This is a genomic window from Parabacteroides sp. AF27-14 (assembly GCF_003635425.1).
GTDB lineage: Bacteria > Bacteroidota > Bacteroidia > Bacteroidales > Tannerellaceae > Parabacteroides > Parabacteroides distasonis.
In genome coordinates, this window is sequence record NZ_QTLZ01000001.1 from 323,684 (window position 1) to 346,673 (window position 22,990).

Here is a 22,990-nt window from a genome sequence, read left to right on the forward strand (position 1 = left end):
AGTGGCGGCACGTTGCGCCGGTTGGCAGTCATTGACCGGGTCAAGCATCTGTCCGATACCGCTTTAAGGGCGTAACTTTGCACCCGGACAGCAGGGTTCGCCGATGACGCGCGGCCCGGAGTCCTGAAAGGTATTTTCCCAATCCGTCCCCTGACGGATTTTTATGTTCACCTGAACATAGCAAGATGTCTTTTCAGCCGCTCAAAATATTTTGAGCAGCCACGAAAAGCACTTGCCCTTGCAGGGGGCGGGCTTTCCCTCCGAAGTCGGGAAGCCTTTCAGAACTGCGGTGCTGTAATCCGAAGCGGCGGCTTATGCCGTCAATCCGCTAAATCCAAAGTAATATGAAAGAGAAAAGGAAAAGCAAATCAGGGAGAAATCCCAAACTTGATCCGGCGGTGTACCGGTACACCGTCCGTTTCAACGAGGAGGAACACAACCGTTTCCTCGCCATGTTCGGAAAATCGGGTGTCTATGCACGGTCTGTTTTCCTCAAAGCGCACTTCTTCGGGCAACCGTTCAAGGTGCTGAAGGTGGACAAGACGTTGGTGGACTATTACACCAAACTGTCGGATTTTCATGCACAATTCCGTGCCGTGGGTACGAATTACAACCAAGTCGTGAAGGAACTGAGGCTGCATTTTTCAGAGAAAAAGGCGATGGCGTTGCTCTACAAATTAGAGCAACACACCGTCGAACTCGTGAAACTGAGCCGCCGGATTGTGGAACTTTCAAGGGAAATGGAGGCAAAATGGTCGCAAAAATCAGTGTAGGAAGTTCGTTGTACGGCGCGATTGCCTACAACGGGGAGAAGATTAACGAGGCGCAGGGGCGGCTTCTCACCACCAACCGCATCTACAATGACGGTTCGGGAACGGTGGACATAGGCAAGGCGATGGAGGGTTTTCTCACCTTCCTGCCACCGCAGATGAAGATCGAGAAGCCGGTGGTGCATATCTCTCTCAACCCGCACCCGGAGGATGTGCTGACCGATATTGAGTTGCAGAATATCGCCCGCGAGTATCTGGAAAAACTCGGTTTCGGAAACCAGCCTTATCTTGTATTCAAGCACGAGGACATCGACCGCCACCACCTGCACATCGTGACGGTCAACGTGGACGAGAACGGGAAAAGGCTCAACCGGGATTTTCTCTACCGCCGCAGCGACCGTATCCGCAGGGAACTGGAACAGAAGTACGGATTGCATCCGGCAGAACGTAAAAATCAGAGATTGGATAATCCGTTGCGCAAGGTGGCCGCATCGGCAGGTGATGTGAAGAAGCAGGTAGGCAACACCGTGAAGGCTCTGAATGGGCAGTACCGTTTCCAGACGATGGGCGAATACCGTGCGCTCCTTTCCTTATATAATATGACGGTGGAGGAAGCGAGGGGCAACGTGCGCGGACGGGAGTATCACGGGCTGGTCTATTCCGTCACGGACGACAAGGGTAACAAGGTGGGCAACCCGTTCAAATCCTCGCTTTTCGGGAAGTCCGCAGGCTATGAAGCCGTACAGAAGAAGTTTGTCCGTTCCAAATCGGAAATCAAGGATAGGAAACTGGCAGACATGACGAAACGCACCGTCCTTTCCGTGCTGCAAGGCACTTATGACAAGGACAAATTTGTATCCCAACTCAAAGAGAAGGGCATCGACACCGTACTGCGCTACACAGAGGAAGGGCGCATCTATGGGGCTACCTTCATCGACCACCGCACGGGATGCGTGCTGAACGGTTCGCGCATGGGTAAGGAGCTTTCGGCGAATGCCTTGCAGGAACACTTCACCCTGCCATACGCCGGACAACCGCCGATACCGCTATCCATCCCTGTGGATGCTGCGGACAAGGCACACGGGCAGACCGCCTACGACAGTGAAGATATATCGGGCGGTATGGGCTTGCTCACTCCCGAAGGTCCGGCGGTAGATGCCGAGGAAGAGGCTTTCATCCGGGCGATGAAGCGCAAAAAGAAGAAAAAACGCAAGGGCTTGGGTATGTAATCAGAGTATCAACAATTAAAAAATCAATGTATGTCACAACAAGAAGACGATTTGAGGGCATTGGCGAAAATCATGGATTTTCTGCGTGCCGTGAGTATCATTTTAGTGGTCATGAACGTGTACTGGTTCTGCTACGAAGCCATCCGGCTGTGGGGCGTGAACATCGGCGTGGTGGACAAAATCCTTCTGAACTTCGACCGCACGGCGGGGCTGTTCCATTCCATTCTCTACACGAAGCTGTTTTCCGTCCTTTTGCTTGCCTTGTCCTGTCTGGGTACGAAGGGTGTCAAGGGTGAGAAAATCACTTGGGGGAGAATCTGGACAGCATTTGCCGTCGGGTTCGTGCTGTTTTTCCTGAACTGGTGGTTGCTGCCCCTGCCGCTGCCGCTTGAAGCGGTGACGGGACTGTATGTCCTTACCATTGGAACGGGCTATGTCTGCCTGTTGATGGGTGGTCTGTGGATGAGCCGCCTGTTGAAACACAATTTGATGGAGGATGTTTTCAACAACGAGAACGAGAGTTTCATGCAGGAAACGAGGCTTATCGAAAGCGAGTATTCGGTCAATCTGCCGACACGTTTCTATTACAGGAAACGCTGGAACAACGGTTGGATCAATGTAGTTAATCCCTTCCGTGCGTCCATCGTGTTGGGTACGCCGGGCAGCGGCAAGTCCTATGCCGTGGTAAACAATTTTATCAAGCAACAGATTGAAAAGGGCTTTAGTCAATACATCTACGATTTCAAGTATCCCGACCTATCTACTATTGCCTACAACCATTTGCTGAACCACCCGGACGGCTACAAGGTAAAGCCGAAGTTCTATGTGATCAACTTCGACGACCCGCGACGCTCTCATCGGTGCAATCCCATTCACCCGGATTTTATGGAAGATATTACGGATGCCTATGAGAGTGCCTACACAATAATGCTCAACCTCAATAAAACGTGGGTGCAAAAGCAGGGCGACTTCTTCGTGGAGTCACCTATCATTCTGTTTGCCAGTATTATCTGGTATCTCAAAATCTATCAGAACGGGAAGTTTTGCACGTTTCCCCATGCTATCGAGTTTCTGAACCGCCGTTACGAGGATATATTTCCGATACTGACCTCTTATCCGGAGCTGGAGAACTACCTTTCGCCGTTCATGGATGCGTGGCTTGGAGGGGCTGCGGAGCAGCTCATGGGTCAGATAGCGTCGGCAAAAATCCCGCTTTCGAGGATGATTTCACCGCAGCTCTACTGGGTGATGTCAGACAGCGAGTTTACGCTGGACATCAACAATCCCGAAGAGCCGAAAATCCTCTGCGTGGGTAACAATCCCGACCGTCAGAATATCTACGGTGCGGCACTCGGTCTGTATAATTCCCGTATCGTGAAGCTCATCAACAAGAAGGGGATGCTGAAGTCATCGGTCATCATCGACGAGTTGCCCACAATATACTTCAAAGGGTTGGACAATCTTATAGCTACCGCCCGAAGCAACAAGGTTGCCGTGTGTCTGGGCTTTCAGGATTTCAGCCAGTTAGTGCGTGACTACGGGGACAAAGAGGCGAAAGTGGTGATGAACACTGTCGGCAATATTTTCTCCGGTCAGGTGGTGGGGGAAACAGCCAAGACGCTCTCCGAGCGGTTCGGTAAGGTGTTGCAGAAACGGCAGTCCATCTCCATCAACCGGCAGGATGTTTCCACCTCCATCAACACGCAGATGGACGCGCTCATTCCACCGAGTAAGATTTCCGGGCTTACGCAGGGAATGTTTGTCGGTTCTGTATCCGACAACTTCAACGAGCGTATCGAGCAGAAGATTTTTCATTGCGAGATTGTGGTGGATGCCGAAAAGGTGAAACGGGAAGAAAGTGCCTACAAGAAAATTCCCGTCATTACAAACTTCACGGACGAGGACGGCAACGACCGCATGAAGGAAACGGTGCAGGCGAACTACCGGCGCATCAAGGAAGAGGTGAAGCAGATTGTGCAGGAGGAACTGGAGCGTATCAAAAACGATCCGGTGCTGTGTAAACTGCTACCAGATAATGAGACTGTCTAACAAGTCCCCAAAATTGAAAATTATCCCTATCGAAGTTTGAAGTGACCCCCAAAAGTTGGATACAATTTTTTTGGGGGGCACTTCAGTTCTGACGGGTAAAATCGTAAAATTCGGACTTGTTAGACAAATACTTACGCGGTTTCAACCTCAGGTACTGAATCTATCGAATTGACAAATTTAACCAATTGCGGATCTGAATCTTTTTGTATGAGGTTTCGGAGACTCTTTTTCAATTCATAAGCATCATCCCCTGCTGTATTTATTAAATCCATATAAAAATCTTTGTTTTGCAGAATCAATGAACGGCATGCCCCATCGGAAATTACAGGTTTCACTATTTTATCAATAACGTCTCCAGCTTGACTTTTCAAATTACCATGCGATCTAAGCCATGTTTCGAAAAATTGAAACTTTATTGCATTGATAGTCTTTTTACCGATGCAGAAATCATTTCTTATATCGGTAACTGTCGATTTAATTTTTCGTTTATCCAATCTTTCAACTATATTCTTGAAACAATTAGGGAAAGGATTCAAACTTTGAGTTCCAGAAGCAATATCCATCAGAATCTTTTTGCCAAATTCAGTCAAGTTATCTGGCAAGGATTTGATTTTAGCCAGTAAATGTTTTATTGCGACAAACCAATAATATGATGTATGTGCTGTTCTTTGGGCGTATAATGTATCAACACTTATTTCAGACAACGCTTCGAACGCTATTTTATTGATATGATCGGTCAGGACATTGCTTATTTTAGTGGTCAAATCGTAAAAAGATGCGTCAGGAATTACATCTTTAATATTGTTCTTAGTGATATACTTATCCAAATCGGTATTCCACTCTGCTAAATGCTCGATAAATACCTCATCCGTTACACCTATTCTGTTCTTAATATCTTCAAATTGGGGCAATATGTCTGAGAGCAATAATTTATAGCCAAGTTTATGATTTACCATGTATTGTAGTGTTTCATTTAATAGCGGTATATTCCATCCCACACTATTTACTAATAAGTCTCCATGATCCACATAATAGTCCATGAGTTCTGCAACATATTTTATATCTCCACCCTCTATTAAGGAAACGGAATGACCATGTGCCAATTGCATGGCGACTAAATCGTAATATCCAGACTCTTTAATGTTTCGGCCATCAGTTTCTAATTCAGAATGCAACTGATTTATGTAGGTTGAATCTAACGTTACAGGTAAAGGTCTTTCTTCGTCAGATGCCAATAAACGATAGGTTGTAAATATAGCCCCTATATTATCTTTATTTACATTCTGTTCATCAATGCAATTCGTGATCGCTTGCAAAAGCGTTGGAAACGTATAGGTAGAATTATCTTTTAACGTTTTTACAATATCTGCATGGTCGAAATTATCGGGTAGTAAGTTTGCCAAATAATTATCGAGCGCCTCCGAATTTGTTGCTACTTGATAATATTTATATGCTTTAGTTGTCGCGTTATCCCGATAGGCAGCATCTGTTGCATTTGCAGCTTGAATATAATCGATAAATGTATTTGGCTTGACTGTTTTTGCTTCAATCAATGACGTAAAATCGCACGCCAACTTATTTTGCGCAATAAACCTGTCTATTGCATCTAACGTTTTGAAATAGTCGCCGCCATTGAAGTCATTGAACCGAACTATCTTCTTATATAATTGAGCAATCACATGGTTTTGGCTTTCCGTGTCTAAATGCAACAGCAGTTCTTGGTATTCGACAGGGAACACCTGCTTCTCTATGGATTCTTTTAATTTCAATTGTGCTATTCTTTGCCATACACGCAGAATAACATCGCTCTTTCGAGTTAATTTATGCAAACAATGTATAATCTTATCGATAAGCGCATTGTCCATACATTGTATAACTTCTTCTAATACAGTGTCAAATTGTTTATTAGTCTCTGCATATTGATTTATGTCGTGGTCTTCTTCTCCGTTGATGCAGCCTTCAATATATTTTTTCAATGGAATTTGTCGAGCATCTTCAACATCGACACCATATACCAAAGCTGCAATTTCGCGTTGTGTTTGCAGATCATTGTTAATTATTGTTTGAATGCCATTCAGATAGTCGCCGGACAATATTTGTTCTACTGGATTTGCCAGAATATCCGTCTTCTTCAAACAGAACAATGCTATGTTTATCATCAAAATTTCGTTACACCACTCTTGTTTAAGAGCGACCATCTCATTGATATATGATATAATTTCCCTAACATTGGCATTAGGATTTACCAATCTGAATATCCGATTTATAGTTTCTTTCGCTTCATTTTCTGTTTCTCCAAATGCTTCAACAAACAGTTTGTTGAATATACTTCGATAGTCGGTAATAACAGGAGGAGCAACACGATAAACAATAGGGAAAGTTTTATTGATAAAATACTTGGTCAGTTGTTTCGTTTGTTCGTCGGTCTCATCTCCGAATGCACAAGCTAAATGTGTTTCATCGAAAGGAATAACAGCCCAAACATTTTCAAAACCGCTATCGGCGAAGAACGTATGGATAGAAGACCATAATTCTTTTACTTTTTCAGCGGGGAGACGATCCATGTTGTCAAAAACAAGGACTAATTTACGTTGTCCTTTTTCCTTGATAAAATCAGAAATGTCTTGCATCCATGTTTTGAACTCGTAAACCGTTGGTTCGTCTTCGCTCAAAGTCTCATAGCAAACGTCCTTTTCGACTTTATCTTGATAAATAGCTAACATATAACTCCATCCATATTTATGATCTTTGCTATATGCCCATTTCCAAACGCACAATGCAATAAGAACTGGCAGTGCAGCTATGATAATAGACAATAAAGAAAACCACCATGTTGTGGGTGTAGGTTTTACTGCATACGCAATAAATGTAAATATCGGAGTTAAAACTGCAACCAAAAATGCCGCAACCATACCATTACTGATAAGGGGATATTTTTCGGTTACGGTCTCCGTTTTACGGGCTAATAAATATTTCAGCTTTTCAGACCATGATACGGTTTTCGTACCTCCACCTTTGACTTTTATTGTTGCATTTCCAGATAGGATACCATCATCAATAAGTTTGCTTGTAAGCAATTCCAATATAGAGCGGCGTTGCAAGTCCTCTTGATGTCCCCATGCGTCATACTCAAAAAAGTAATAGTCGTCTGATAATTCACGTTCCAACATTTTAACCACGTTGGATTTTCCAGATCCCCAAATACCTTCGATGCCGATAATTCGAGGTAAAGTACATTCCTCATCCAATGAATCATTCTGACAAAAATGGCGAGCAATAGTTTTTGCCAACCTTTCTTGCGAACCTCCATCGAATTTGTCAATACCACACGGTTTATTTTGGATAAACCGCGGATATTGCTGTTTGGATTGTAGTTTTGTTTCCATATACGTAATTTATTGATTATACGAACTCCAAATAATTCTCCCGATTTACCACATGAAACTCGGCATAGGGATAGGCTTCTTGGAAGGCTTTCGGTGCGGCCGGCATTTTATTTCCCCACTTGAACTCCAAGGCGGTAAGACTGTCGGCACTCTCCTCAATCAGGTCGATTTCCTGTTTGTCGTAGGTGCGCCAGAAATAGAACTCCCTGTGCAGTCCCTCATTGAAGTTCGCTTTGCGCCGCTCTCCGATGATGTAGTTCTCCCACAGCGCACCGACATCCTGCCGAATGGCCAGCGGTGAGAAAGCCCCGATAATGGCATTGCGAATGCCGTTGTCGTAGAAGTACCACTTGCCAGCTTTTGTAACCTCCTTGCGTAGGTTACGCGAATAAGCCCCCAGACGATAGATAACGAAGACCTTTTCCAATAGGTCGAGGTATTTTTCAACGGTCGTCTTGCTCATGCCGAGTTGTTTACCTAACTCTTCGTAAGAAACTTCGCTGCCCAACTGAAAAGCTATCAATCGCAGTAGATCGCGCATCTTGCTCGAATTTTTTAAGCCGTCAATTGCTAAGATATCTTTAAGCAGGTATGCACCGACAATATCACGTAGGTAGTCTGTTTTACGTTCATAGTTCTCCATCATTACTACTTCGGGATAGGAACCGTAAATCAAGCGCGCTTCGAGGTTCTGGCGGGTTTCAAGTGCCGTTTCCGTCTGTGCGATTTCCCGTTGCGAGAATGGTGTAAGGAGAAATTGCGTACTGCGGCCGACCAACGGTTCACCAGTCTTATTCAGCAAATCGAATGACGAAGAACCACTTGCCAAGACACTTATTCCCGGTATTTCATCAACTATCAACTTCAGAATACTACCGATTTGTGGTATGTTCTGTGCCTCATCAATAGCCAGCAAATCAATACCATCCAATAAATGCCGATAATTGGCTATTGAGCGATTCTCCAATAGTGCTAATGTGTCGTAGTCTTCGCCGTTGAGCATCATCGTCCTACCTGAATAGTTGTCCACAATTTTACGCATCATTACCGTTTTACCAACACGGCGAGCACCAAAAATCAGTACTGCTTTATTGGGCGCGATTCGTGCTGTAATCTTCTCTTGAAGTATTCTATTTACTGTTTCCATACCTTATAAAATATAATGCAAAGATAATCATATTTTTTTAATTGGCGAATTTTACAAAAAAAACGGGCTATTAAATGGCGATTTTTACAACCACAATCTTATGGAAGTTGTTTCATTGTTTTTAGTAATGATATATGTTCATACTATGATGACTCAATAATTTACCAGACATACGTTTCTGAAATTTGTCCTTATAGGAATGAAAAACTCACATATATTGTGCTAATTAATATATAATTAAATGAAAATAAAAAGACAGGATACGAGTATTCCTGTCTTCTCATATGTAATGGATATTTTTTTATTTTCTCATCCGCTCCAACTCCTCATCACGCAACATTCTCTCGTTCAGTTTTTCCTGCATCCTGTCAATGAAATAGGTGCGGCTTTCGTTCTTCCGGCGTTTGATATCAGTGTAGAAGCGGTAGCAGTCTTTAGAATCAACCCCGAATATCTTATAGAGAAGTGGGGCGAGCTGTTTGAGCGGCATATTGCCGTTGTTGATGCAGCCCATCACGTCTATGCCGTAGATAAGTTCCACGAGGTCGATGGCATTGCCCGTCCATTGAAGAAGGCTGGCGGTGGTTTCTGTTGCGTTGTTGGCGGATATTAGTGGTGGCACTTGGGGCGTGGCAAGGAATTTCTGCATCTTTCTTACGAAAGACAGAGCCTTGCTGACGTAGGCGGCAATCTCTCTTTTTTCTTCTGACAGATTACGTACGGGATGGTGCTGCAACTCGATTTCGATGTAGGCAAGCGCGATGACGGTAAGGTTCATGTCCATGCCGCCGTTGCACAGTTCGATCACTTGGGTGGCGAAAGCCGTGTATGCCGTTTCCATATTGCAGTCGCCGGCTTCGTTTATCAGGCGGAAAAAGTCGGTTTCCGCCAGCAAGAAATAATTCATGGTTCTGTCAATTTTGAAAATTACACTTTGTTTTCTGCGTGCGCACATGAATATAATTGGCAAAAAACGCGGCAGAAAATAAAAAATCCAACACTCAATTTTACAAAGTGCTGGATTTCAGAGGTATAAAATTCAGTATTTTTTCACAAGGACAAATTATCTCCGACTTAAATTGTTTGTAATCGGAACATTTATTCTATTCCTGAAAATAGAAATGTATGCTTGCCGCACATTTTGGCTATCTTGCTTTTTTATCAAGGATATAGATAATGCGACATACACCGTTGGGATAGCTTTTCAAAGAGGAAAGCGTCCAGTGTTGCTCTGGCAGAGCCGACTTAAAAAAATGTCGTCCGCTTCCGGATATGAAAGGAACGGTGTATAGTATGATTTCATCCACAGCGTGCATCCGCAGCAGTCCGTTTATATAGTCTGCCGTGTCCGGTGTGGCTTCCGCGAGGTAACGGATGTTTGTGCAGTCTTTTCTCCATTCGTGCAGCATTGAAATGGAATAGTCCGGTGTCACACGGTAAAAGGCTTTCTTCCTGATTTCATCAAGACCGCAACGGTCAAGGCACAAATCCTGATGTGCTTTATCATATAACTCTGAAGAAAGACATCCGTCCATCGTCAGTACGGCGAGAATCTGAACTTTACCCATAATCGTTTCCTTTCGTTAGGCAAGGGTAAAAAAGTAGCGTGCAATTCACACTACCTTCAAGCGATGGCTCTGGTAAAGCCTTTACGGAGAGTACGTGAATGCACGCTATGCGTAAGCATAGCATAAGCATCACGCAATCGTCTCCGTAGTTCCAATTTACCAGATTTTCGCTTGAAACGCCTTGCGGTCTTATCCTATATGTTGGCGGCGAAAAGCTCCTGCCAATCGCCGTTTTTCTCAAATGTTATGCAAAGATAGCCAAATTCAGTGAATTACGGGCTATGATTGCTTGAATTTATATTTAAGTCCATACTCTTCAAGTTTGCTGTATAGTGTTGTCCTGCCTATGCCGAGCAGTTCTGCGGCGACACTCCGGTTGCCGTTTGCCTGTTTCAACGCACGCAATATCCGCTCCTTATCCTCCGCGTCATTGCGCAAGGCGAAGCTGACAGTAGAGGTCGGTTTCGTCACGGCAAGTTCCAGATGCTCTTTCATGACAACACCTTCCTGCGCCTGCAATACAGCACCCATAACTTTCTGCCGAAGTTCCCGCACGTTGCCCGGCCATGCGTGTGTCAGCAACGCTTTACGTGCTTCGGAACTGAACCCGCTCACGCTACACTCCAGCTCTCTGTTTGCCATATCACGGAAGAACTCTGCCAGCGGCATAATGTCTTCTTGACAGTCACGCAACGGAGGAACGGTTATCCCGAAGTCGTGCAGGCGGTACAGAAGATCCTGCCGAAAACGCTTTTCATTCACCGATACCTCCAAATCTTCATTGGTAGCAGCGATGATGCGGACATTGAAATTCCGGTCTGCCTTGTCTCCGACCGGGCGATACCGCCTCTCCTGTATGGCACGGAGCAACATCTGTTGGGTTTCCAACGCGAGGTTTCCTACCTCGTCCAGAAACAACGTGCCGCCTTCCGCCTCATGGAAATATCCTTTCTTGGCATTGTCCGCACCTGTAAATGCACCTTTGACGTGTCCGAAGAAAGCCGACGGTGCAAGCTCTTTGGAGAGTGAACCGCAGTCCACCGCCACAAATGGCTTGCCTGCACGTTTGCTCTTGTCATGCAACAGGTGGGCAATATGCTCCTTGCCCGTGCCGTTCTCACCAAATATCATCACGCTCATATCGGTGGCGGCTACCAGCCTTATGCGGTGCATGATTTTCTGAAAGGCGGAACCTTCACGGGCGAATATAGGCATACGGCGTTGTCCTGCCTGACGTTCTTTCAGTATGGAACGGATCAGGGGGACAAGTTTATCCTCCACAAGCTGTTTGGGAATATAGTCTATCGAGCCGAGTTTCATGCTTTCCACGGCGGTATTAACTTCGGCGTAGTCGGTCATAATGATGAAGGGCTGCATCTTTCCCTCCTTTCGCATCCAGCACAAAAGGTCTATGCCACTGCCGTCAGGCAGACGCAGGTCGGCAACCACGATATCATTATCTGTTGCCTGTTGCAGATGTTTCTTCGCGGTTGAGAGGTGGTAAGCCTTCATATTGCGGTAGCCCTCCCGTGACAGCATATTGCAGACATATTCGCAATACACGATGTTGTCTTCCACCACAATTATTTTTGTCTTATTCATCTTCGTATTTTCTCCTTTCCTCTTCTGCCAACCGTATTATTTCCACTCCCTTATCCAGCACGGCAGTCACGGCATGGCTTAACGCTTCACCATCCGGGAGAGCATCGCCACGAAGCAATCCGTAAAGTACATTCAGCGGTTGGTCGGCACGGAGCACCTCCCACGAACTGCGCAGGTGGTGGATCAGGGAATCCAGCTTTTGCAGGTCTTTTTCTTTTGCTGCATCCCGTACCGCCTGCATTTCCTTTTCTGTTTCAGTTATCAACTTTTCCAGCATGACGGCTTCATTGCCATAGGACAATAAGGCGGAAAAGTCCGGTTTCCCGTCCGGTGTCGCTTTTATGGCACACCTGTCGGAAACCTCCATCAGTTCCGATATGGAGAACGGTTTGAACAGGCATCCGGCAAAGCCTTTTGCCAATAGTTCCCCTTTGTTACAACTGCCCGAAGCGGTTGCCACAACCACCGGGATTGTTGGTGAATTGCCCACGTTGGACGAACGCAACAGTTCCAGCAATTCGAAACCGTTTATATCGGGCATATTCAAGTCTGTCAGCAACAGGCTGTATTCTTTCTGGCGTATCATTTCCATCAGTGCCGCAGCATCGGTGCAAGTGTCGCAGTGTATTCCTTCTTGGGAATACATCTCTTTCAGCATCAGAAGTAATACCTCATCATTGTCAATGGCGACAACATCATGGAATTTATTGTTATGATAAACAGGTGTATTGCTTGTATATCCAAGCTGTTCTTCAGCTTCCTGCATAGAAATTTCAACTGTGAAACGACTGCCTTTCCCTTTCTTGCTGTCTAAACGGATTGTTCCGCCAAGCATCGACACAATATTACGCATTATGGCAAGCCCAAGCCCGAAACCCTCCTTTGCGGCGGCATTTGATAGACGTTCAAACGCACCGAACGCTTGTTTCTGTTCCTCTTCTGTCATGCCTGTACCTGTATCTTCAACGACCAGTGTCAGAACTCCATTATCATATTCAGTAATCAAAGAAACACCGCCTTCTTCTGTGAACTTGACAGCGTTTGACAGCAGGTTATTCCCGATTTGTATTATTCGCTCTTTGTCGGTCAATACAATGGCATCGTGTCCAGTCTTCACGGACAAGGACAGCCCTTTGTTCACGGCAACAGGCATGAACTCCGTTTCAAGTGTGTGCGTGATTGCTGAAATCCGGCAGGGTGACAGACGGGGCTGTTCCTTGCCGTTGTCCAGGCGGAAGAAGTCAAGCAAAGTGTTAAGCATATCCCGCATACGGTCGGAGGATTGCAGTATGTTTTGGATATACTGCCCGGACTTATCCTCACACTGTTCTTTCCGTATCAGTCCGGCATAGCCTGTTATTGCTGTCAGCGGTGTGCGCAGTTCATGGGTGATAGTATGTACCGCCTTCTTCCTTGACGTTATCAGTGCCTCGTTCCGTTGTACGGATTGTTCCAGTTGCCTTATCAAATCAGTTGTCTTGTGCTTGTATTGTTTAATGCTTTTTGCATCACGATGTATGATGATGTAGGAAATTAACAACAATAGAAGAACGAATCCCATTAAACCGCCTACTTGCATAAATGACTTTTCACGCATGGCAACTATTTCGTTTTCCCGGCTTTGCAGTTCGGTTTGTACCTTTTCTTCTATTTGGCAAATCAATTCTTGCAGTTGTCTGTTAAGTTCTGCATTACGAGCTGCAAGGCTGTCGGCTTGTTCCGACAATTGGCGATCCTGCACTTTCTGTTCGCTGATTACGTTTCTATTGACCGAATGAAGGATAGTGGTTGATACTGCTGGAGTTACTTCCTTTTTTTTGCCGAATATGCCTAAGAAACCTTTTCGTTTTGGCTTTTTGGACTGTTCCTGCACACTTTTCTGTACAATAACCGGAATTTGATTGGCTATCTTCTTGTTAATAGATTGTTGTTCATCCATTAACCGGACTATCTGGAACATCTGTCGTTCCTTATCCTCTAAAAGACTGCGCACACTATCGATGCGCTCTGCTGGATAGGTGGCCTTGAAACGGCAGAGCATACTGTCCATTGCCATACGCCGTGCATGGTAATGCTCGATATCTTTATCGTTCCATTCCAGTATTGTTTCACCCAATAGAGAAAATTTTATCATTTGAATATTGATATTGTTTATTTCTTTTCGGAGCTCGTCTATTTTTTTATTGCCAAGTTCTAATGCTTCTATCTCCTGCCATTCATAGAGGCTATTATATGCCATACATCCGATAAGAATGGAGATAAGTATATATCCCAACCGTATTGCCTTATAGAAATTTCCTGACCGCTCCATTATTTTAATGACATTGATTTTTGGAACATGAATAAAAGTTTATCTTTTTCGTTCATGCGGATATTATCAGAATAACCGTCTTTTGTTATTTGATACCCACATGGCTTAACCATAAAAATGCCTAAGCCCTTAGTGTACGAACTTACTTCTGAGGCATAGTCTTTACTTGTATTTAATGGAACTTTCCCTTTAATATGACACCACTCATTATTACAACTGATGTCTTCAATCTCAGACATCAGTTTTTGCAAATCTGTAATAGCTTTGGAACTCGCTACTTGGGGTATCTGCAACTCAAAACAGAGCATCGGTTCGAGAATGTCCACACCTGACTGTTGCAAAGCCAGCCTGAAGACATAAGGGGTCAGCTGTCTGAAATCAGCAGGTGTACTTACCGGGCTATAATACTCGGCTTGAGTAAAAGTTACTTTCAGATCTGTCACTTCCCATCCATGTAAACCAGATTGGCAAGACATACGAATCCCTTCAAAAACGGCATTTTGAAAAGAATGGTTCAGATAACCATAGGAGATGTCACTTTCGATTTGCAACCCTGCCCCTAACGGTAAGGGTTCAAGAGTCAGCCCTATTGTGGCCCAGTAAGGGTTGGGTGGTACTTCGATCTGAATAATCTTATTGACCTTTTTTATAGGTCGTTCTTTGTAGATAGTCTTGATCTCATCAAAATGGACCTTTACGGAAAATCGTTCTTCCAGCAATGTCTGTATGATTTCCTTTTGGGTCAAACCATATAACGAGATTTCCAATTCATCACTATATGAGTTTATGGAAAAGGACAAAGACGGGTCTTCAATCCACAATGTATTCAGAGCGGATATCACCTTGCTTCTCTCTTCGGGCTTATTTGGCCGGACGGAGGATTTGAGAGCGGGATGCTGATGAGATAATCCTTGAATCAAACAAGGTTTAGCACCTAAATAATCTCCGATTCGAAAATCTTCTATATCTTCTACAATCGCGATATCATTGGCACCCACTTCATCAACATTTATCTCTCTGCCCTGATAAATAGTCTTTAGATTTTTAATCTTGATGAATTTTTCCGAATCGTTGATTCTTACAACGTCTCGAAGTCTCAGACTTCCGTCAATTATTTTAAGAAAACTTCTTTTATGCCCTTTGGGGTCATGCTCTATCTTATAGAGATAAGCTGAAAGTCTGTTTGAGACTGATGCCGGAGGAAGTATAAAAGAAGAAATGGCGTCCAACAACTCATTGATACCGATATTGAACATTGCTGATCCATGTAGCACCGGATAGACTTTGGCTTTTGCCACAAGAGCGATTATCGTATTCCAATAATCAGCCGGTGAAATTTCGCTATCCGCCAAATATCGTTCTAATATATCGTCGTCATGGTTGCATACAAATTCTTTGTATTCTTCCTTTATATATGTTTGGGAGCAAACCGGATAAACCGATCCATCGACAACAGTTTGCATAAACAGGACATCTTGCGACAGATTTGTTTTTATATCCATATACAAACGCTCCAAATTCACACCGGCACGGTCAATCTTATTGATAAATATAATTGTCGGGATTTGCAGCTTTTGTAAAGTACTGAACAGCAACTTTGTCTGCGCTTGTATGCCTTCCTTTGCGGATAAGATGAGGACTGCTCCATCAAGCATTTTGAATGTCCGCTCCACTTCCGCAATAAAATCCATGTGTCCCGGAGTGTCAATGATATTGCATTTCACTCCATTCCAGATAATAGATGTCGTAGAAGCCCGGACAGTAATTCCTCTACGTTTCTCTATATCCATAGAGTCCGTTATGGTGTCACCATTATCCACACGGCCGCACTTTTCCGTTGCTCCACTGGCAAACAGCAGATTCTCGGTTACGGAAGTTTTTCCTGCATCAATGTGAGCAAGAATTCCTAAATTTATAATATTCATTTGGATTAAGCAATAATATACTACAGTAGATGCATTGTCGAAACGCACCTTTTAATACCTCCTCGTAGCATATGAGAACTACAGGATTACTAACTCGTATTAATATGTATATTATTACTGCCGCATAACGATTACAAAATTACACAAAAAAATATATCTAACAAAAGTGGGAGGATTTTTTAACTTTTTACCATAGACATTTTATTAGGGAAGCGTAGGTTCAACTGGCAAGTACAAATAAGTAGAAATGTTTGAACAACACCGTTTTAGGAAGTTGAAAAATCAAGTTTCTCTCTCGGTATAGCGTTTATTTTGGCCAATATCTTCTTTAGTTTAGCATTTGTGTATTTCCCATTCGTGTTCTATTTAGCTCCTTATTATGAGTATGTAGCAAGTTACTTATCAAATTCAGCCTCTTTGAGGGTCAAATATGGTTTTGCAAATGGTGACTGACAAGACATAAACAAGGTCAGCAGGAATTTTTTACATAAATGGACATGAATGTATATAACCTAAAATAAGAATAAATTTTAATAAGGGCTGCCCAAAAAGAAAAAAATGCAGTTGCCATCCTATAGATACTTGCAGAAAGGATAAAATTTACTTTTAGACCTTTTGGGATAGCCCTTATTAATACTTCAGATAAAATTCCTTAGGTTATATTTTCAATCCTTTGGACCGGGTTTCCTCCTTGGCATACAGTCCCGGACGCCCGATTATGACATGGTTGGCAACGATACTATCCGCCGGACTGCGTATCTGCGGCGGTGCATTTTCGGGATATTGCGCCTGCCTGTTCCTCACATCTTCCGCTTCCGGCTTGAGCTGTTGCCCTTCATTCTCCTTTTCTGCGACTTCGGGCGTGGGTGGCGCAAGCTCCAGCTGAATTTTTCGGTCAAGGGCGGCAAGTTCGGACTTCAACTGCTTCAGCTCGTCCTCCTTCTTCCACACCTTACCCGCTATCTCCTGTAACTGCGGTATCTCCATCTCCAGCACCTCGTTCTTCGCCTTGTACTGGTCGATGATGGAGGGTATCCTCTCCATCGCGTTGAGGAAGTTGCGGGCGGCGGCCAACGGGTCAGCCATCGCCAGATGCCCGTTGTTGTAGGTGTACTTGTAGTTCCCCTCGACCACGAAGCGGTTGTCGGTGAACTCCAATCCCTCTTTGAGTATCCTTTCGCTCACCACCTTTATCGGAAAACCGTAAAGTTCACCGACCTGCGTGTACAACCCTCCGGTCGTGGCATTCTTGGCTATCTCCTGCAAACGCTTTCCGATGACCTTCTCATCGGCGGAATCCACTCCGTCCACCTTTATTATATTAAGGCGGTTGCCCTCCTTGTCGGTCTGCACCACCGACAGGAAGCGGTTCCAGTCCTCCGTCATGGCATCTATGAAAGCCGTGTTGTTGCGCAACTCGCCGGTCTTTGACTCCAGCTTGAACTCCGAATCACGCTTGCCCTTGTTGAACGACTTGCGTTCCCCTTCGAGCGATGCGATCCGCTTTTCCAGTTTCGCCTTGTCCAACAGGTCGGTATTGCCGGAGAGCAACGCCATGTATTCCGAGAAATTCATGCCCGATTTTTCGTCCATTGCCCCCTCGTCGATGGTACGCGCACCCATCGCACCGCTTTTGAGCTGGCTTATGAAAGTCTGCTTGCAGTGCAGGAGGTTGAACTTGTAGCTGTCCAGTGACTTCTCCACCGCGTAGATGATTACATCCACGTTGTTCCCGGCGAAATGTTTGGCAATCTCATTACCTGCCCTAACTCCGCGTCCGTCACGCTGTTGCAAGTCGGACGGTCGCCACGGCGTATCGAGATGATGGATAGCCACACACCGTTTCTGGGCGTTCACACCCGTTCCGAGCATAGAGGTAGAGCCGAACAGCACACGCACCGTCCCGGCGTTCATGGCGTCTATCACCGCCTTCCGCGCCTTGTCGGTCTTGCACTCCTGAATGAAGCGCACCTCGCTTGGCGGTATACCGTAGTCCTCCGTCAGTTTGCGCTTGATTTCCGAATAGACGTTCCACCCGTCGCCCGGCTGGTATGTCCCCAAATCAGAGAAAACGAACTGCGTGCCTTTCTGGGCGTCGTATTTTTGATAATACTCCGCGATCATCTTGGCACAGTGACTCGCTTTGTTGTCGGGATGATCTTCGTAATTCGGGTCTATCATGCGCATGTCGAGTGCCATTTTCCGGGCATAGTCCGTGGCGATGAGCATCTTCGCCTTTTCTTCCGTTTCCGAAAGCGGCAGCCTGCCCAACAAGGTGGCATCGCCCGTCTTGGCGAACTGCATCAGTTTCTGTATGAAGTCCTCCTGTTCCGGCGTGGGCGGTATATGGTGCAGTATCTCGTTCTTGGCAGGACGGTCAACGCCCACATCCTCCGCCGTGCGGTAGTCCGTGATTTCATTATAGAAGGCGGCAAGCTCCGGCACTTTGATGAAGTAGCGGAAACGCTCCTTCTGGACCACATTGTTCGTCACGTTAAATTCAAAATCCGTCGTCTTCTTGGCAAATATCGCCGCCCAAGCGTCGAAACACCTTATGTCCTGCCGTTCCAGCTCCTTCGGGCGCAGGTACTTGAACAGCAGGTACAATTCAGTCAGTGAGTTGCTGATAGTCGTGCCGGAGAGGAAGGTCGCACCCAAGTCTTTTCCTGTGCGCTCCTGTATGGTGCGTATGGCAAAGAGCATGTTAAGTGCCTTCTGGCTTCCCTCGCTGTTTCCCAATCCCGCCACACGGTCGTGGCGCGTGTTGAAAGTCAGATTCTTGAACTGGTGGCTCTCATCTATGAAGATGTGGTCGATGCCCATCTGCTTGAAATCCACCACGTCGTCCGTGCGTGACTTTATGGCGTGTTCCACCTTCTCCAGCTTCGCTTCAAGGTTGTGCTTGCGCTTCTCCAATCCTTTCAGCATCGCCCGCGACACGTTCTTTCCCTGCTGCCGTAGCACTTCGAGGTTTTCCTCCACCGTGTCAAGCTCTGCTTGCAGGATGCGCTGCTGCAATTCCGGCGACTGCGGTATCTTGCCGAACTGGTCGTGCGACATGATGACGCAATCGTAGTCGTTGTTCTTTATATTATTGAAGAAGCGCACACGGTTGGCGGTCGAAAAGTCCTTCTCCGAAGCGTACAGAATACGTGCGTTGGGATATGCCGCCTGATAGGTGGCTGCAATCTCCGCAACGTTGGCTTTCAGCCCGATAATCATCGGCTTGTGTGCCAAATTCAGACGCTTCATCTCATGCGCGGCGATGCACATTATCAGCGTCTTACCGGTTCCCACCTCGTGGTCGCAAATTCCGCCGCCGTTCTGTTTCAACATCCAGACGCAATCCATCTGTGAGGGATAGACGCTCTTGATACCCCGGCTTGCCAGCCCTTTCAGGTTGAGGTCGGGAAAGGTCTGATGGGAGCCGTCGTAGCGCGGGCGCACGAAACAGTTGAACTTGCGGTTATACATCGTCACAAGCCGCTCCTTGAACTGCGGCGACTGCTCTTCGAGCCATTCGGAGAAGCCGTTTCGTATCTCGTCAATCTTGGCGTTGGCGAGTTGTATTCCCTCGCTGTCGCGCATCTTGATGTCGTTGCCATGCTCGTCCTTGCCGATGGACTTCATCATGTCAGGGCAGGTGTTGTGCAGGGCGTGTTTTAGGAGGTGCATACCGTCATAGTTCCGGTAATACCCCTTCACCAGAAACTCGTCCGTGATTTTCATGGTGCGGTAGCCGCACACCACCGAAAACTCGTCCATGCTTGCGGAATAGGCGATTTTCACCTCCGTGTCGAACAGCCGGCTCATGTAGGCGGCATAGACACCCGTCGGAATCCAGCGTTCCCCGAAATTGAAGTCCAGATCCTCGAAGGCGATGCGCTGCGGCTCGGCATCTTTCAGAGCCTCCAACGCCTGCTTCACCTCCGGCATACGCTCATTTTCGGGATTGTCACCCATCCATGCCTCTATGCGTTCCGCTTTCTCTATGACATTTCCGGCGATGAAACGGTCTTTGATTTCGTAACCGGTCACGAGCGGATTGTAGTAGATGCGCCCTTGCAGGGCAGTGAGCAAATCCTCCGCCGTGCTGTCGGTTATCTCCCGCATATAGTCGAGATTGACCGTACCATATTTGTTGAGCGACGCAGACAGGGCTTCTTCGGGAGAGCCTACGTTGGCATGGCTCTCCACCGCGAAGGAAACAGGATGCTCGAAGATGTCCGCCTTGACGAACTTTCCGTTTTCCATCCGTTCCAGCGAAAGGATGTCGCGCCCGCCCGCATCCATCATCACTAACTTCACGTTCTGCTTGGCGTTGAGGTTGCCGTAGCGCATGACAAACTCATCGTAACAGGTATTCAGATGCTCTCGCCACGGAACATTTGCCTCGCGCCGGAGCGATTCATAACGGTACAGACGCTCGTAGGCGTCACGCAGCGACACATACAACAACGCCTTTTCCTTCTGGTATCCTTTCAGGTCGAGCGGCTGGAATGTCGCCCCGTATGGCGTGATGTCTTTCAGGTAGCCGATGTTATGACGCCCCCGGTCAGCCACCAGCGACCCTTCGCGCAGGTGCATCTCCGGCGTGCGGTGGTAGGCACGCGGAGAAAGGTCCACGACTTCCTCCTTCGGCTTTTCCGCTTCGATGTCGGGGAAAAGGAAAGTCCCCACCGCTTCCGATGGGGTATCTGTAACGGCAGGTGCGGCGACTGCCTCCGGCTGTGTTTCCTCCTGTCGTGGCTGCTCACGGGAAGTTTCCGGCACGGCTTTCACTTCCGTCTTTTCCGCCACTTGTTTCTCGTTATGCTGCCTTGCCAGTTCCCGAAGTTCTTTCCTACGCTCCGGCGTCAAACCCATCATCATTTCATAGAAACCGTTGATGGGAGGATTGGTATCCCAGTCCAGTGTGGCATAGATGTCGTCCGGGTCGGCAGGCTTGGCGGTGTTCTCCGCTTTCACCTCCTTATTCTCCATTGCGGGTTTTGCAGTTGGAGCTGTCGGTGTAACCGTGACTTTCGGTTTGGGCGGAGTGGACTTTGCCGTAACTGCCTTTTTCACCGTCTTTTTCTTTTTGGAGGTTTTCGGTTGGCTGACCTCTTCCGTCATCCCCCAGAGGTCAAGCAGGGTGAGCTGCACGCCTGCGGAATATTGCGGGCGCGGTTCTATCTCCGGCTTTTCATCTGCGGGTTGCGGCTTTTCTGTCGGAGTTTCCACCGTCTGCGCCGAGGATACTGTTTCCAATTTTATGGCAGGACGCTCTACTTTATTTTGAACGGCAACTTTTTCTTCCGTTCCTGCCTGCCGGATTGAACCCGAATACAAGCGCATGGCAAGCCTGTAATGGAAATCCTCGTCGAGCATACGGCGCAAATCCCCGGCGATGCCTGCTGCCTTGCCCTCGTGCAGATAAACCATAGCGGGCTTCCCGTAGGGGTCTGTGTCAAGTTTCGCCATCGTATGCACGATGCGTTCCGGGTGGTGGATGAAATAGGCGTTGTCGGTCAGGGCGGTTTTCGTGTCCGTCTGTATCACGGTCATCAGCCGCTCGTCCTGCGACATTTCCTTCTTGCTGAGGTTCTTTTGCAGGACAATCAGGTCACTGCCCACCTCCGTGCCCGCGTTGTCCGTGAACAGGTTGTTGGGCAGGCGTATCGCGGATACCAGATTGGCCTGACTGAACAGCTCGTTACGCACGGAGGTCTTGGTGCTATTCAATACCCCTTGCGAGGTGATGAACGCCACGATACCGCCGTCACGCACGGCATCCAGTCCTTTGAGAAAGAAATAGTTGTGGATGGTTTTCTGGGCGGAGCGTCTGCCGAAAGAGTCGCTCCGCTGAAACTCCGCGTCGAACACGGCAATGTCACCGAACGGAATGTTGGACACCGCCAAGTCGAAATAATTGTTGAACGGTCTTTCGATTTTCTCAAAACCGCAGGTGCGCATTTTCTGGTCGGGATAGAGATGCCTCAAGATTGTACCCGTGAGCAGATCCTTCTCGAAAGCCATCACATCCGCATTGGGGCTGTGCCGCAGCATGGAATCCACGAACACGCCGACACCTGCCGACGGTTCGAGCATACGGGCGGGGCGGACGCTGTAATCTGCCAGCACGTCCGCGATGGTGTCGGTTATCTCTTTGGGGGTGTAGAAAGCGGTCAGCACGGACGCTTTCAGCGAATCCACAAACCGCTTGTACTCTGTTTCGTCCTTGCTGTTCTCACGGATAAGCCTGTGCAGCTCCACCGTCGGGGCGAACAGTTCGAGGTCGGATTTCGCCCACCGGACGGCATCCGTCAGTTCCTTTGCAGGGTTGAGGATACATTTCAGACCGCCGAAACCGCAGTACCTTTGAAGTATGGCACGCTCTTCGGTTGTCGCTGTCCTATTTTCCCTGTCAAGGATGAATGCCGTCCGTATCGCCTCGATGTTGTCCCGCAGTTTCTGTTTGCGGTTAAACGCCATATTCGTCTAAGTAAAGGACGGTTGCTCCCGTCAGCTCCGTGTAGAGCAGGTCGTAATCGGAAGACAGGGCGAAATTGTCATCCGAGAGGTCATAGACGGAGAACACGTTGCCGACAAGCGGCAGCAGTTTCAGGACAAAGGCTTCACGCTTCTCTTCCGGCACTTCATCGGCAAACTCGTTTTCCACGACTTCGCGGAGGATGGCGTAACGGGAATAATGCAGCCCGCGCAGCAGCGTGTCCATCGCCAGTTCCTGCGCACCATCGGCGGGATAGCCTTCAAGCCGTGCCCTCTCATACGTTTCGGCGGCACGGTCGGCCCGTTCCCGTATGAAAGCGGTGTCGTCAGCCTGTTCAAACTTGTTCGTGCGGAGATAGTCCAGCAGGTACAGACCGTAATAGGAAAAGTCGGTCTGACCCTCGTTTTTCTTCTTGTTGTTCATTACTTTGGATTTAGCGGATTGATAATTAACGGGATAATCGGTTGGAAAAAGGAAGAAAAAGGCACTCGGTATCCCTCCGAGTGCCAC

General features: G+C 47.0%; 12 protein-coding genes. 3 read left to right on the top strand and 9 right to left on the bottom strand.

The features are described 5' to 3' along the window. Window positions 1-344 precede the first annotated feature (344 nt). Genes mobA through mobC form a run of 3 tightly spaced genes read left to right on the top strand, consistent with a single transcriptional unit; the run spans window position 345 to window position 4,048 of the window. Window positions 345-773, top strand: a complete 429-nt coding sequence (gene mobA / locus DWY79_RS01435) for a conjugal transfer protein MobA (protein ID WP_004291488.1) — start codon at window positions 345-347, stop codon at window positions 771-773. After that, window positions 752-1,999: a conjugal transfer protein MobB gene (mobB, locus tag DWY79_RS01440; protein ID WP_004291483.1), complete on the top strand. Its 1,248-nt coding sequence runs from the start codon at window positions 752-754 to the stop codon at window positions 1,997-1,999. Before mobA ends, mobB begins: the two co-directional genes overlap by 22 nt. A 30-nt stretch (window positions 2,000-2,029) precedes the next feature. Then, window positions 2,030-4,048, top strand: a complete 2,019-nt coding sequence (gene mobC, locus DWY79_RS01445) for a conjugal transfer protein MobC (protein ID WP_004291482.1) — start codon at window positions 2,030-2,032, stop codon at window positions 4,046-4,048. Window positions 4,049-4,179: 131 nt separating this feature from the next. Here the strand turns inward: mobC and DWY79_RS01450 are convergent, their stop codons facing one another. From DWY79_RS01450 to DWY79_RS01490, 9 genes are all read right to left on the bottom strand, one after another. Continuing rightward, entirely contained in the window at window positions 4,180-7,434 is a 3,255-nt protein-coding gene (locus DWY79_RS01450; RefSeq protein ID WP_004291481.1) for a P-loop NTPase fold protein, read from the bottom strand. Between the two features lie 16 nt (window positions 7,435-7,450). Beyond that, window positions 7,451-8,581, bottom strand: coding sequence for an ATP-binding protein (locus tag DWY79_RS01455; protein ID WP_004291480.1), 1,131 nt, complete (start codon window positions 8,579-8,581; stop codon window positions 7,451-7,453). Between the two features lie 301 nt (window positions 8,582-8,882). Then, complete coding sequence (locus tag DWY79_RS01460) at window positions 8,883-9,488, bottom strand: RteC domain-containing protein (RefSeq protein WP_004304269.1); 606 nt, start codon at window positions 9,486-9,488, stop codon at window positions 8,883-8,885. 238 nt (window positions 9,489-9,726) lie between these two features. Next, the gene (locus DWY79_RS01465; protein WP_004291474.1) at window positions 9,727-10,149 is read right to left on the bottom strand and encodes a dihydrofolate reductase family protein; all 423 of its coding nucleotides are present in this window, start codon (window positions 10,147-10,149) and stop codon (window positions 9,727-9,729) included. A 279-nt stretch (window positions 10,150-10,428) separates the two neighbouring features. Beyond that, window positions 10,429-11,751, bottom strand: coding sequence for a sigma-54 dependent transcriptional regulator (locus DWY79_RS01470; protein ID WP_004291471.1), 1,323 nt, complete (start codon window positions 11,749-11,751; stop codon window positions 10,429-10,431). Further along, entirely contained in the window at window positions 11,744-14,062 is a 2,319-nt protein-coding gene (locus DWY79_RS01475) for an ATP-binding protein (RefSeq protein WP_004291467.1), read from the bottom strand. The genes DWY79_RS01470 and DWY79_RS01475 overlap by 8 nt, the downstream gene beginning before the upstream one ends. After that, entirely contained in the window at window positions 14,062-15,987 is a 1,926-nt protein-coding gene (tet(Q), locus tag DWY79_RS01480) for a tetracycline resistance ribosomal protection protein Tet(Q) (protein ID WP_004291466.1), read from the bottom strand. Before tet(Q) ends, DWY79_RS01475 begins: the two co-directional genes overlap by 1 nt. A 657-nt stretch (window positions 15,988-16,644) precedes the next feature. Then, window positions 16,645-22,461: an N-6 DNA methylase gene (locus DWY79_RS01485; RefSeq protein ID WP_004291462.1), complete on the bottom strand. Its 5,817-nt coding sequence runs from the start codon at window positions 22,459-22,461 to the stop codon at window positions 16,645-16,647. After that, window positions 22,451-22,903 carry a DUF1896 domain-containing protein gene (locus DWY79_RS01490; protein WP_004304266.1) on the bottom strand — a complete coding sequence of 151 codons (453 nt, stop codon included), beginning with the start codon at window positions 22,901-22,903 and terminating at the stop codon, window positions 22,451-22,453. Before DWY79_RS01490 ends, DWY79_RS01485 begins: the two co-directional genes overlap by 11 nt. Window positions 22,904-22,990: the final 87 nt, after the last annotated feature.

Bases quoted from the DNA above. Each gene is read 5' to 3' on its own strand.
- mobA (WP_004291488.1), top strand. From the start codon at position 345: ATGAAAGAGAAAAGGAAAAGCAAATCAGGGAGAAATCCCAAACTTGAT.
- mobB (WP_004291483.1), top strand. From the start codon at position 752: ATGGTCGCAAAAATCAGTGTAGGAAGTTCGTTGTACGGCGCGATTGCC.
- mobC (WP_004291482.1), top strand. From the start codon at position 2,030: ATGTCACAACAAGAAGACGATTTGAGGGCATTGGCGAAAATCATGGAT.
- DWY79_RS01450 (WP_004291481.1), bottom strand. From the start codon at position 7,434: ATGGAAACAAAACTACAATCCAAACAGCAATATCCGCGGTTTATCCAA.
- DWY79_RS01455 (WP_004291480.1), bottom strand. From the start codon at position 8,581: ATGGAAACAGTAAATAGAATACTTCAAGAGAAGATTACAGCACGAATC.
- DWY79_RS01460 (WP_004304269.1), bottom strand. From the start codon at position 9,488: ATGAATTATTTCTTGCTGGCGGAAACCGACTTTTTCCGCCTGATAAAC.
- DWY79_RS01465 (WP_004291474.1), bottom strand. From the start codon at position 10,149: ATGGGTAAAGTTCAGATTCTCGCCGTACTGACGATGGACGGATGTCTT.
- DWY79_RS01470 (WP_004291471.1), bottom strand. From the start codon at position 11,751: ATGAATAAGACAAAAATAATTGTGGTGGAAGACAACATCGTGTATTGC.
- DWY79_RS01475 (WP_004291467.1), bottom strand. From the start codon at position 14,062: ATGGAGCGGTCAGGAAATTTCTATAAGGCAATACGGTTGGGATATATA.
- DWY79_RS01485 (WP_004291462.1), bottom strand. From the start codon at position 22,461: ATGGCGTTTAACCGCAAACAGAAACTGCGGGACAACATCGAGGCGATA.
- DWY79_RS01490 (WP_004304266.1), bottom strand. From the start codon at position 22,903: ATGAACAACAAGAAGAAAAACGAGGGTCAGACCGACTTTTCCTATTAC.